Origin of the sequence: Yersinia mollaretii ATCC 43969, from assembly GCF_013282725.1 — a bacterium.
Lineage (GTDB): Bacteria > Pseudomonadota > Gammaproteobacteria > Enterobacterales > Enterobacteriaceae > Yersinia > Yersinia mollaretii.
On the sequence record NZ_CP054043.1, the window covers coordinates 3,921,197 to 3,933,496 of the forward strand.

Below are 12,300 nucleotides of genomic sequence, written 5' to 3' on the forward strand. Positions count from 1 at the left end.
ATCCGCTCGCTCATCACGCCACCGTCATCTGTCCGGCATAGAGAATGAAGAAGCGCAAAACGAATACGCCAAATAGACTCATGCCCGATACCGTGAGCAAAAATGAGATCCGGTGGCGTAGGTGATGGCTGCAATAGCGGTTTAATGCCAATGGCAGCACCATGCCGCAACCCACCACCCCGACCCAGAACATCGCCGCCCAGAAGCCGCTGCCCAATGCAACCGCCACGGCTACCTCTTTCTGCCCGCCGCCAAACCATAGCCCGGTAAAGAAGGCCAACAGCAGAAACAGCTCCAGCCAAACCACCGGTTTCTCCAGCCGATGGATAAACGCTAGCGCCGGGCTATCTATCGGCTCTTTAAACACCGCCACCGCACACAACACCATCGCCGCGATCCCCGAGGAGACACCGGAGAACAGGAACAACACCGGTAACACCGGATTATTCAGCAGCGGATAGCTCTTCAGTGCGGACAATAGAAAACCGGTGTAGGCTCCCAATGCCACCGCCAGAAACAGCATAAAGGGTTCCAGTTTGCACTCAATCGGCGCGATTTTGTTGAGCAAGGTACTGACCCAGCTCAATTTAGGATAGGGTTGGAGTTGCGCCGCGATCCAGTGACGGAAGATCACGGCCAGCCAGAGCAACAGCACCCCCATATAGAGCTGAAATAGCATCACCCCTAATGACATCACCGAACTGGTGCTGTAGAAAAACATCAGCTTCCAGAAGGTCCATGGCCGCGTGAGGTGCAGGATCAAGATCAGTAAACCGCAGATAACCGCCAGTGGCGCGATTATGGCCGTGGATTTGAGCAGCCCGCTCTGCGCCGCCTCCTCCCCCAATACCTGCCGCTTAACCAGCAGGCTCACCACCACCATCCCCGCAGAGACGCCAATCAAGAACAGGTAGATGGCAATGGGCCAATCCCAGACTAATGATTCAAAGTGAAACGGCGTATTCGCTTGAGCACTCATCCGGTTATCTCCCCATACTGAAAAGGCACACGGTACAGCTTCGGCTGTGTCCCCAGATGTAACTTGGCGCGATACACTGTGCGCTGATGCAACAGCTTCACCAGCTCACTGTTGGGATCGTCCAGATTGCCAAACACCAGTGCTTTAGTGGGGCATGAGAGCACACAGGCGGGCTGTTTCCCCTGCTTAAGGTTGGTTTTGCGGCAAAAATCGCACTTGTCGGCGGTTTTGGTGACCGGATGGATAAACCGTACCCGATAGGGGCACGCCGCGATGCAATATTGGCAGCCGACACAGAGATCAGGATTGACATCAATAATGCCTGTCGCCTTATCGCGATAGGATGCGCCCGTCGGGCAGACATCCACACAAGGAGCGTGGTCACAATGCTGGCAGGAGTGACGATAAAACTGATACTTCACCGCCGGAAACTCCCCGATGGGTTGACTGCGAATGATACTGAGGCGCGAGACGCCCGCCGGGACATGGTTCACTTCACGGCAAGCATCCATACAGGCGGTGCAGCCAATGCAGCGAGTCTCATCATGCAGCATCCCGTAGCGAACGCCGTCGACTGTGCCGCTAAGTGCCAACGAACGCCCCGTTGACCCGGTCATAAAGATCAGCGCCCCCATGCCGACCAGAAAGTGACGACGATTGGTCTTCATGGCGTCTCCTTCGGCATCAACTCCTGCTGGCGGCGGTGGCAATCAACACAGATTTTGACTCGCCCCTTCTCATCCAGCCCCTGCATCGGGTCGGTTTTAGGGTGCAACTGATGACAACTGACACACGAAAGTTTCAACATATGCACATCATGCGGCCAGAAGGCTTCGCGTAATTTTTCCGGCTGATGGCAACTCATGCAGACGCTATTTTGTTGCGAGACGCTGTACATCGCCTTATCGGCATTCAACATCTCGCTGTTGAAGCGCATCACATCTTTTACGCCGTTGCGGTGCAGCATTGATGCCTTGCCGTGACAGTTGGTGCAGGTGACCGCCAATTGAGTATTGGGATTCACCGCCCCCGCATGTTTGCCGTGCAGCTCATCTTTTTGCTCTTTATGACACTGGACGCAAGCGGCATCGGGATTACGCTGCGGCTCCACGACATGACGCGAGTCTGTTGCCTTCGGCGTCGCGGTCTGTGTCGTGGCGTGAGTGGGCAGCGTGCACAAGGCCAACACGGCCAGCAGCGCTGCTGAACAGAATGAACCTAAAACGCGCATAGTGATTCCACCTTTGCTATGGCCCCAAGTGGGAGCCAGTGGGTGCTGGGAAGAGAGCCGGTGAGGTTTCCCCCACCGGAACGCCGCTTACTGGCTCAAACGGCCCGCTTTTCGGGCTTGATCATCCCACGCTGGCACCACTTGTTGCAGAAACTCCTGCTTCTCCCGGTTCAGCTTATCCATATCCATCCCCAGCGCTTTTTGCGCATTGAGTTTGGTCGAGATATCCGGCAGCGGAATTTCGTGGCTAATCCCTTTCGTTGCCAGCAGACGCGCCAGTTGGGTTCGGGCATCAGCCGCTTTGTTCAGCGCGCCCCCCAACACTTTCAGGCCAATATCCGGTGCATGCATATGAATGCCATGGGAGGCGATGGCGTAATCCCAACGCCACTGGGCATGGCGGATATCTTGCAAAATAGGCTTCATCTCTTGCTCAGTTGCCCCCGCATCCCATGCGGCTTTCGCCTCGTAATGGGCATGAACCAGTTGCTTCTCAACATTCAGTTTCAGCTCCTGAATACTGGCTTTGCGTTCAGCAACAATGTCTTGCAAGGTTTTTTTATCTTGGGTGTGGCAGTTCACACAGGTGCTTTCGAAGCTGTCGAAGGGGTTGCGAATCTGGTGATCGGTATAGACTTTGCCCGCCGCATTTTGGATTTTCGGCATATGGCAATCAATGCAACTCACATTATTTTTGCCATGAATTCCTGCGCGCCAAGTTTCATATTCCGGGTGTTGCGCTTTAAGCATCGGGGTTTTTGACAGCGGATGCACCCAATCGGAGAACGCAATTCCATCATAATATTTCTCCATTGACTCCACATCGGTGCCTTGATCCCATGGGAGTTTCACCGCTTTGTCTTTACCCGCGAAGTGATACTCAACATGACACTGGCTGCACACCATGGATTGTTGATCCATGCGGCTAGCATGATCGAAAGGTTGATTGATAGATTGCAGCGCGCGTTCTGTGTAGGGGCGAGACAACACCAGTGCCGGTTTACCCGCCGCAAAATCGGCGGTAGCGGTATCATGACAGTCGGCACAGCCCAGTTGATTGACCACTTCCGGGCCGCCTTTGGCCCATGTCCCCTTGAAGTAGCCCTCTTCACCCTGCTCATTGATCAAGCGGGCGACATCCGGACTTTTACAGCTCCAACAGGCCATGGGTAAGGGGCCATCCTCTGCGGTTTTTGGCGCGGCGGTGCGCAAAGTTTCCCGCACATCGGTGACGGCATAATAGTGCCCACGGGGTTTGTTATAATCCTTGGCAAAGGGGTAACCCGCCCAGAGAATGACCAGATTAGGGTCATCCGCGAGTGCATCTTCCCGTGGCCCACTCTCTTTGGTTTTGAGCCATGAGGTGAACTGATCCACATGCTGTTCGGCGAATTTATCGTTACGGGCCTCAATCGGCGGTGTCGGGGCTGCTGAGAGAGAAAATATCCCTCCCATCGCCAAAAGTGCCACTATCCCTACCGCCATCTGTCTTATCAATTTGCTCACAATAGGTACTCCAGTGTGTTTTTCCATCCCGGGCCTATCGCTGCCCGCACCAGATAGTTATTTTTATTTTTAAGCCCGCATCGGATGAAAAAGACTCAGCCAAGAGATCACTCACTGCTGATGACATCCACTGGGTTAAGGCGATATTAAGGAGGATTTGCCACAAATGATTTGTAGTAATAAGAATGCTTGTTTTAGATCAAACATTTTTTGTGTGGGTATTCACTTTTATGAAGCAGGTCAAATAAAAAGCGCCTATCGATCATTTTTTGCAGAAAAGTCAACGATATAACTCTTTATAGGTAGTAATGAGGGGATCAGAGATTGAGAGGGGGGATTGTCCCGCCATTTTCATGACGGGATAAGATTATTAACGACCGAGGATTTTGCACTGAAAACAGGGGGCGGCAATTAACACTAATCAGCCATTAACACCAAATCGGCCATCAACACCAATAGGCCATAAAGTTCACGCTGGCACGATCGAGACCACATTCACCAATCAGATAGCGGCGCAGGGCTTTCACCGTTGAAGATTCAGCCGCCACCCAAGCATAGAACGTACTCGTACCCTCGGCGCGCTCCCATAACACCTCACCGCCCAGACTGTTTTCTGCCAATGACTGCCCTTCCACCCGCGCCGTAACCGGAATCTGGACCCACTGGCGCACGGCGTCAACTAACAAACGGCCGTGGGCCAGTTGATGTTCCGCATCCCGTGGCAACCAGTGCACTCGGGCAAACGGGAATTGCGCCAGACTGAGGCAATCTCCGGCGACAGGCACCTCAAAAAACGCCTGAACCTGTGGTGGATTAGCCAGTAGTGCCAGTTGTTCCAAAATCGCCACCGCCGCCGGTAACGCCGTTTCATCTGCAATCAGCAACGCCTGCGCCATCTGGGCCGGAGGTGCCCATTCATAGCCGCCACTGTCGAGTGGGTAGTCAGCATTCGGTGCCACCACCTGTATAGCATCGCCCGGTTGAGCATGGGTTGCCCAAGCGGATGCCGGACCACTCTCCCCGTGCAGCACAAACTCCACATCCATCTCGTTTTGCTCTGCACGCAGCGCGCGCAAGGTATAGGTGCGCATCACCGGACGCTGTGGCTTGGCTATCGCCATGTAACTGCGATGCCAGTCATCCCCATTCTCCAATTGTGGAATCTGGCCCTCTTCTGCCGGGAACAGCAGTTTGATCCGCTGATCCGGCGCTTCCAGTTTCATGCGGTGAACTTCAGCCCCTGCAAAGACACAGCGCAACAGTGAAGGGGATATTTTCACTTTCTCTTTCAATTGGATATCAAAAACGCGATAGCTTGATGCCCCGGACATATCAATTATTCTCCGCAGAATGTGCTGTTTCTCGATGCTGACACCAGAGCCAGCCACTGATGCCGCCCAACAGTAGCGCCATCACCAGTGCCGCCGCAATCAATTGTGACTCACCATAGAATTTTGCCACCACTGGCACCATTAACGCACTCATGCCATAACCCAATGTGTGGCTGGTGGCGATAACACCTGAACCTTTGCCCGTGGATAATTTGTCGTTCAACATCAATTGGTAACCCGGTGTCGCCATGGCGGCACCAAAAGAGGCCAGCGCACAACCCGCATAAAAGAGGACCAGCGGTTGAGCACACATCAGCCCTAAGCCCAACACCATAAAGAGGGCTGCCACCACCAGTAATTGCGCGGGGGTAAAGCGCTGTGGGCGCACCACCAAAAACTGAGCTAACAGCGTACAACCGGCAGCCACACTGAGCAAAATCGCCACATGGTGGCTGACGCGGGTCGCCGATTCATTGAATATTTGGCTCAAATGCGGTGCCAGCCCAAGTTGCATCAGGCTGACCGTCGCCGCCAGCAATAGCGCACAGAGTAAATAAGGCAACATGCTGATGCGTAGACGATTTTGTTGATGTGCGACGGGCGGTAATGGCGGATCATTATATTGGAAGCAGACCACCAACAACGCAATCAATGGGGCTATCGCCATCAACCAAAGTGGGGCCATCGGGTGTATTGAGAGAGCCAGTGCGGCACAGAGCGGACCCAGCAGGCGACCACAACTCAGGCCGGAACTGATGGTCGCCAGCGCGGCCATTCGTTGCTCATATCCAGCGCGCTGCAAAGCCCACGTCTGGCAGGCGGGAACCATACCCGAGACGGTCAGACCATAAATAATCCGCGCGACGATCAGCCAGCCCAACCCGGCCACCTCCGCTAACCACCCTGCCGCCAACCCCCATACCGCCAAGGCTAACAAGACAAAACTGAGCAAGTAGCCGGTCAATGCCATCACCACCACAAACTTACAGCCGCGAATCTCCGATTGACGCCCCCACCACGGCGATCCCACTAAGAACAGCATGGAGCCGAGGGTCAGTAAACCCGCCCACACCGAGAGTGATAGATGAGTTTTTATCACTAATACCGGCAATACCACCAATAACCCGTTTTGCCCAATGCCCAAAAGCCCCGCGCAAAAAGCTAACGGCCATTGGGAGGAGGAGCGATTCCCGTTTGGACGGGGGTCAGACTGAAAAGATATGTGCATCAAAAGTAAATTAACCGTTAAGAACGTTAGGGTTTTATAGGCAACTAATTAAAAAATTGTATCATGTGATTATTGATAATGATAAATATAATTGATATAAGAATCATTCTCAATTGAATTAAGAGTGATATGGGATCATGACTATCCAGTTAGAATCCGCGACAATTTTAGGATCGGCAACAACCGTAGAATCTGCGACCACTAATGTGGCTGCGCAATGTTTTCTCAACGCACTGATGCGTGAAACTCGGGATTGGCAGGTCGTTCCGGCAGCAGACAACTCACAGTATCCACAACTTCACATTCCTCTTTCGTCTTCACAGGCGATCCGCATGACTTTGCGGCATTTTTCGCCGACACAACATCACCACTATCTCTTCCCGGCTTACCTGCATCAGCAGGATGACAGCGCAGGGACGGCAATCAGTGTCGAACAACTCGTGACTCTGTTGCTGGAAAAACCTGCGGTCAAAGGGAAGCTTGCTGATGAGGTTATTGCCCGTTTCCGTCAGCGGGTGTTGGAAAGTCATGACAATACCCAACACGCGATCACTCTTCGGCTAGATTGGCCTTCACTGCGCGATAAACCGCTCAATTTTGCCCAAGCAGAACAGGGATTACTGGCCGGCCATGCCTTCCACCCGGCCCCCAAGTCCCATGAGCCATTCGATGAAAAAGAGGCACATCGTTATCTACCCGACTTCACCGGCCGCTTCCCACTGCGCTGGTTTGCCGTGGATAAACACTTTTTGTGCGGTGATAGCCTCACGTTAACACTGCAACAGCGCCTGCAACGTTTTGCCAGTGAGAGCGCCCCACAGTTGCTACCGCACTTTACCGATAATGTTTGGCTGTTACCCATGCACCCATGGCAAGCCGCACATCTGTTGACACAGGATTGGTGCCAACAATTAGTGCAGCAAGGCGCACTACAGGATCTGGGCGAAGCGGGCGAGCGCTGGTTACCCACCAGCTCCTCACGTTCGCTCTACAGCCCCTCCAACCGCGACATGATCAAATTCTCACTCAGCGTGCGCCTGACCAACTCGGTGCGAACCCTGTCAGTGAAAGAGGTCAAACGCGGTATTCGTCTGGCGCGGTTGGCGCAAACCCCGCGCTGGCAAGCACTTCAAGCCCGCTACCCGACCTTCCGCGTGATGCAGGAAGATGGCTGGGCCGGTTTGCGTTCGGCAGATGGCACGGTTCAGGAAGAGAGCCTGATGGTGCTGCGCGACAACCTGCTGTTCAACCAACCCGATGACCAAACCAATGTGTTAGTGACCTTGACCCAAGCCGCGCCGGATGGGGGCGACAGCCTATTGGCTTGCGCCGTGCGCCGTTTAGCCGCACGTTTAAATCTTCCTTTACAGCAAGCGACCCACTGCTGGCTGGAGGCTTATTGCCAGCATGTCTTATTACCGCTGTTCAGTCTTGAGGCTGATTACGGACTGGTGTTGCTAGCACATCAGCAAAATATCTTGGTGGAGATGCAGCAGGATCTGCCGGTGGGCATGTTATATCGCGACTGTCAGGGCAGCGGCTTTACCCGTGATGCGGCACCTTGGCTGGAAGAGATTGGCGAAGCCGAGGCGGAAAACCGCTTCAGCGAGCAGCAATTGTTGCGTTACTTCCCCTACTACCTGCTAGTGAACTCCAGTCTGGCGGTGACCGCCGCGCTGGCGGCCGCGGGTTTCGACAGCGAAGAGAATCTGATGGGCCGTGTCCGCGATGCCCTTAGCGGCCTGCGGGCTAGCGCTAAAAACACCTTGTGTCTGGATTACGTTCTCGACAACTCACACTGGAACTGCAAGGGCAATTTCTTCTGCTACCTACACGATCACAACGAAAACACCATTGTTGATCCGGCCATTATCTATTTTGACTTCCCCAACCCTTTTATTCATCCACAGCGACAAGGAGTTGCCCAATGATGCCGCACGCCAAGTTGATGCATGCCAGTGGCAGCTTTCGCTGTGAACAGTTGAACCAGAGTCTCACTCTCGGTTTAGGGCTGGACGGCAGCGCCGTGCTGCACTGCCCAGGGCCGTTACCCCAAGGCTGGCTGGTGCAGGCGCTGGATCAATTATTCGTTGCCGCCCCACAAGTCACCGGAATCAGCTTGCCCTATATTGAGTGGCGCGAAGAGCCGCAAGCCGCGGCCCTGTTTGCACTGGCCAGCGGTGACTATCTGGCACGAGAGCGGTTTTATCAGTTACCGCTGTGGTTGGGTGCTGAGCGCAATCGAGCTTCGGGTCAGATGCAGTATGACGCCGAGCGGGATATCTGGTTCCCGCAACGGCCTGCGCGCCCTAACGGGGAGGTCTATCGCCGCGTTGACCCGCAGATTAAGCGCACGCTGAGTTTTCGCTTACCGGAAATTGACCGCGACGCCGAACAGTTCACCCGTTGGATGAACTCACCGCGCGTGGAGGCCTTCTGGGAGATGAGCGGCCCGCTTGAGGTGCAGACAGCCTATCTGCAACGCCAGTTGGATTCCCACTATTGCTACCCGCTACTGGGCTGTTTCGACGACCAACCCTTCGGTTATTTCGAAGTGTACTGGGCGGCGGAGGATCGTATTGGCCGCCATTATCGCTGGCAACCTTTTGACCGTGGGCTGCATATGTTGGTGGGTGAAGAGCAGTGGCGTGGGGCGCAGTACATCCGCAGTTGGCTACGTGGCCTGACGCACTATCTCTATCTGGATGAACCCCGAACGACTCGCGTGGTTGCTGAGCCGCGTGCCGATAACCAGCGCTTGTTCCGTCACCTGCCCGCTGCGGGCTACCACACCCTGAAAGAATTTGATTTCCCCCATAAACGCTCGCGTTTAATCATGAATCAGCGCGCTGACTTCTTTCAGGAGGGGGCGGTATGACCACTCATCAATACAGTGACTGGCAGCGAGTTAATCACCAGATGATCGCCAAGATCCTTGCCGAACTGGAGTACGAGCGCACACTGCGCGCCGAGCCACTGGGGGAAGCCTGGTCTATCACCTTGCCGGGCGCGGTTTATACCTTTCACGCCAAACGGGGCATTTGGGGCTGGTTACATATCGATCCCGCCTCATTGCAGTGCGACGGTGTGCCGCTGACCGCTGACCAGATGCTGGGCCAACTGGCTCAAGTGCTGGAGATGGGCGATGCGCAGGTGGCTGAGCATCTGGAGGACCTATACGCCACTCTGCGTGGCGACATGCAGTTGCTTGCTGCTCGCAGTGACATGAGTGCTGACGATCTGATCGCCCTTGATGCGGATGCACTGCAATGCCTGCTCGCCGGTCATCCAAAATTTATCTTCAATAAAGGCCGCCGAGGTTGGGGTCTGACCGCCTTGCAACAGTATGCGCCCGAGTATCAGGGCCAATTTCGTCTGCACTGGGTGGCGGCTAAACGGAGCCATTTTGTTTGGTGCACAGATGCCAAACTGGCACTGGATACCCTGCTCGACAGCGCGATGGCACCGGCGGAGCGTCAACGGTTTGCGAGCCGTTGGCATGAATTGCAGTTGAATGATGAATGGGTTCCCGTGCCGTTACACCCGTGGCAATGGCAGCAAAAAATTGCCCTGCACTTCCTGCCACAACTTGCTGAGGGTGAGTTGGTCGAGCTGGGTGAATTCGGCGATCACTATTTGGCGCAACAGTCACTGCGTACCTTAACCAACGTCAGTCGCCGTGTGCCCTTTGATATCAAACTGCCCCTCACCATCTACAACACCTCCTGCTATCGAGGCATCCCCGGTAAGTACATCAGTGCCGGTCCGGCCGCTTCCCGTTGGTTGCAGCAGATCTTTGCACAAGACAGTACCTTGCGTGAAAGCGGCGCCGAGATCCTCGGTGAGCCAGCCGCGGGCTATATGACACATCCAACCTACGCGGCGCTGGGTAAAGCGCCCTATCGCTATCAGGAGATGCTCGGGGTTATCTGGCGTGAAAATCCCTCCTGCTATTTACAGGCGGGTGAACAGGCCATTTTGATGGCGACATTGATGGAGACGGATAATCAGGGACATCCGCTGATCGCGGCTTATATCGCCCGTTCGGGGTTAAGTGCTGAAGAGTGGCTGACGCAAATGTTCCACGTGGTGGTGGTGCCGATGTATCACCTGATGTGTTGTTACGGCGTGGCACTGATTGCCCACGGCCAAAACATCACACTGGTGATGAAAGACCATGTGCCACAGCGCATCTTACTGAAGGATTTTCAGGGGGATATGCGTCTGGTGGATGAAACCTTCCCGCAAGCCGCCTCGCTGCCCAAGATTGTGAGAGACGTGACCGCGCGCCTCCCTGCCGACTACCTCATTCACGACCTACAGACGGGGCATTTCGTTACCGTGCTGCGCTTTATCTCGCCGCTGATGCAGGCGAATGGCGTTAGCGAACACCGATTCTATCAACTGCTGGCACAGGTGCTGGAGCGCTACATGGCTCAGCATCCCGACATGGCAGACCGTTTTGCATTATTCAGTTTATTCAAGCCACGCATTATTCGTGTGGTTCTCAACCCGGTGAAACTCACCTATTCAGAGCAAGATGGCGGCAATCGTATGCTACCTAACTACTTGCAGGATCTGGATAGCCCCCTTTATTTGGTCACCAAGGAGCTAGCCCAATGAATCAGACTCTGGATTTCATCGGCATTGGCATCGGTCCATTCAACCTCAGTATTGCTGCACTCGGCAGTGAAGTTTCTGGCTTTAACAGCAAATTTTTTGAGCGCAAACCGCACTTCTCTTGGCACCCAGGCATGATGGTGCCGGATTGCCACATGCAGACCAGCTTCCTGAAAGATTTGGTCAGTGCGGTCTCGCCAACCAACCCCTACAGTTTCCTTAACTATCTGGTGCAACGGAAGAAATTCTACCGTTTCTTAACCACAGAGCACCGTACTGTCTCACGGGAAGAGTTTGCCGACTACCTCAGTTGGGCGGCCAACGGCCTCAATTCACTGACGTTTAGTCAAGATATTCAGAGTGTGGATTTTGACGAACAACGCCGTCATTTTGTCGTCACCACCCCGCGAAATGTCTACCATGCACGCCATGTTTGCTTGGGGATCGGCAAGCGCATAAAACTGCCAGAGTGCGTGACTGAACAGAATGACCGCTGCTTCCATGCCAGTGAGATGGCGCTGCGCAATCCCGACCTCACTGGCAAGCGCGTCACTATTGTGGGCGGCGGCCAGAGTGGTGCCGATCTCTTCCTGAACATCTTCCGTGCCGAGTGGGGCCAACCGAAGCAACTGAACTGGATCTCACGGCGCAACAACTACAACGCGCTGGATGAAGCCGCTTTTGCCAATGAGTATTTCACGCCGGAATATGTTGAGAGCTTCTATGGCCTGAACGACAACGCCAAGCAGCGCATGTTGGCTGAGCAGAAAATGACCTCTGACGGCATCACCAGCGAGTCACTGCTGACGATTTACCGCGCGATGTATCACCAATTTGAAGTGTTGCGCGAACAGCCTTGGGCCAGTTTGTTACCCAGCCGCTCATTGACCTCAATGCAGGCGCAGGGCAATGGCTATCAATTAGTGACCTATCACCATCTCGATCAAGGCAAAGAGACCTTTGATACCGACGTGGTGATCTTTGCCACCGGATATCAGCAGGATCGCCCCGCCTTCCTCGAACCGCTAGCTCACCGCCTGATCACCACTGCCGATGATCAATACCGTGTGGCCCCTGACTTCACCCTCGACTGGCGCGGCCCACAGGGCAACTGTCTGTTTGCGGTGAACGCGGGGATGCACAGCCACGGTATCGCCGAACCCCAACTCAGCCTGATGGCTTGGCGATCGGCTCGTATTCTCAACCGGGCTTTAGGACGTGAACAGTTCGATTTAACGTCCACCCCGGCATTAATCCAGTGGCGCAGTCAGCTACCGGGAGCGCCTACCCGCGCTGAAAATCCCCTCCCCCTCGCCCATGAAGCCGCAGGGGAATTAGCAGTCCACGCACACCCGAATCACTCACATGAGTAAGTTCATCGGAACACACACCAACACTAAGATGG

At 54.6% G+C, this 12,300-nt stretch carries 10 protein-coding genes; 4 read left to right on the top strand and 6 right to left on the bottom strand.

Going from position 1 to position 12,300, the window contains the following annotated elements; all coding sequences use genetic code 11:
- Nucleotides 1-13 precede the first annotated feature (13 nt).
- The 6 genes from nrfD to HRD69_RS17545 form a co-directional block, all read right to left on the bottom strand.
- Nucleotides 14-979 (bottom strand): cytochrome c nitrite reductase subunit NrfD, encoded by a 966-nt coding sequence (gene nrfD, locus HRD69_RS17520; protein ID WP_032813190.1) that lies wholly within the window; start codon nt 977-979, stop codon nt 14-16.
- Nucleotides 976-1,647 (bottom strand): cytochrome c nitrite reductase Fe-S protein, encoded by a 672-nt coding sequence (gene nrfC, locus HRD69_RS17525; RefSeq protein ID WP_172984629.1) that lies wholly within the window; start codon nt 1,645-1,647, stop codon nt 976-978. The genes nrfD and nrfC overlap by 4 nt, the downstream gene beginning before the upstream one ends.
- Complete coding sequence (nrfB, locus tag HRD69_RS17530; RefSeq protein ID WP_004873826.1) at nt 1,644-2,210, bottom strand: cytochrome c nitrite reductase pentaheme subunit; 567 nt, start codon at nt 2,208-2,210, stop codon at nt 1,644-1,646. Before nrfB ends, nrfC begins: the two co-directional genes overlap by 4 nt.
- Nucleotides 2,211-2,297: 87 nt before the next feature.
- On the bottom strand, nt 2,298-3,665 hold the full coding sequence (nrfA, locus tag HRD69_RS17535; RefSeq protein ID WP_230817596.1) for an ammonia-forming nitrite reductase cytochrome c552 subunit: 1,368 nt from the start codon (nt 3,663-3,665) through the stop codon (nt 2,298-2,300).
- Between the two features lie 497 nt (nt 3,666-4,162).
- On the bottom strand, nt 4,163-5,047 hold the full coding sequence (locus HRD69_RS17540; RefSeq protein ID WP_004873823.1) for a siderophore-interacting protein: 885 nt from the start codon (nt 5,045-5,047) through the stop codon (nt 4,163-4,165).
- A 1-nt stretch (nt 5,048) separates the two neighbouring features.
- Nucleotides 5,049-6,275, bottom strand: coding sequence for an MFS transporter (locus HRD69_RS17545; protein WP_032813189.1), 1,227 nt, complete (start codon nt 6,273-6,275; stop codon nt 5,049-5,051).
- A 137-nt stretch (nt 6,276-6,412) separates the two neighbouring features.
- On the opposite strand from HRD69_RS17545, the gene HRD69_RS17550 reads away from it, so the two are divergent.
- The 4 genes from HRD69_RS17550 to HRD69_RS17565 are packed head-to-tail and all read left to right on the top strand — an operon-like array spanning nt 6,413 to nt 12,268.
- Nucleotides 6,413-8,206: an IucA/IucC family protein gene (locus HRD69_RS17550; RefSeq protein ID WP_004873821.1), complete on the top strand. Its 1,794-nt coding sequence runs from the start codon at nt 6,413-6,415 to the stop codon at nt 8,204-8,206.
- Nucleotides 8,203-9,153 (top strand): GNAT family N-acetyltransferase, encoded by a 951-nt coding sequence (locus tag HRD69_RS17555; protein WP_032813188.1) that lies wholly within the window; start codon nt 8,203-8,205, stop codon nt 9,151-9,153. Before HRD69_RS17550 ends, HRD69_RS17555 begins: the two co-directional genes overlap by 4 nt.
- Nucleotides 9,150-10,898: an IucA/IucC family protein gene (gene iucC / locus HRD69_RS17560; protein ID WP_172984630.1), complete on the top strand. Its 1,749-nt coding sequence runs from the start codon at nt 9,150-9,152 to the stop codon at nt 10,896-10,898. The genes HRD69_RS17555 and iucC overlap by 4 nt, the downstream gene beginning before the upstream one ends.
- Entirely contained in the window at nt 10,895-12,268 is a 1,374-nt protein-coding gene (locus HRD69_RS17565; protein WP_145574669.1) for a lysine N(6)-hydroxylase/L-ornithine N(5)-oxygenase family protein, read from the top strand. Before iucC ends, HRD69_RS17565 begins: the two co-directional genes overlap by 4 nt.
- Nucleotides 12,269-12,300: the final 32 nt, after the last annotated feature.

What these genes read in the sequence shown, in the direction of transcription:
- HRD69_RS17555 (WP_032813188.1), top strand. Translation starts at nt 8,203, where the DNA reads ATGATGCCGCACGCCAAGTTGATGCATGCCAGTGGCAGCTTTCGCTGT.
- HRD69_RS17540 (WP_004873823.1), bottom strand. Translation starts at nt 5,047, where the DNA reads ATGTCCGGGGCATCAAGCTATCGCGTTTTTGATATCCAATTGAAAGAG.
- nrfA (WP_230817596.1), bottom strand. Translation starts at nt 3,665, where the DNA reads ATGGGAGGGATATTTTCTCTCTCAGCAGCCCCGACACCGCCGATTGAG.
- nrfC (WP_172984629.1), bottom strand. Translation starts at nt 1,647, where the DNA reads ATGAAGACCAATCGTCGTCACTTTCTGGTCGGCATGGGGGCGCTGATC.
- HRD69_RS17550 (WP_004873821.1), top strand. Translation starts at nt 6,413, where the DNA reads ATGACTATCCAGTTAGAATCCGCGACAATTTTAGGATCGGCAACAACC.
- iucC (WP_172984630.1), top strand. Translation starts at nt 9,150, where the DNA reads ATGACCACTCATCAATACAGTGACTGGCAGCGAGTTAATCACCAGATG.
- HRD69_RS17565 (WP_145574669.1), top strand. Translation starts at nt 10,895, where the DNA reads ATGAATCAGACTCTGGATTTCATCGGCATTGGCATCGGTCCATTCAAC.
- nrfB (WP_004873826.1), bottom strand. Translation starts at nt 2,210, where the DNA reads ATGCGCGTTTTAGGTTCATTCTGTTCAGCAGCGCTGCTGGCCGTGTTG.
- nrfD (WP_032813190.1), bottom strand. Translation starts at nt 979, where the DNA reads ATGAGTGCTCAAGCGAATACGCCGTTTCACTTTGAATCATTAGTCTGG.
- HRD69_RS17545 (WP_032813189.1), bottom strand. Translation starts at nt 6,275, where the DNA reads ATGCACATATCTTTTCAGTCTGACCCCCGTCCAAACGGGAATCGCTCC.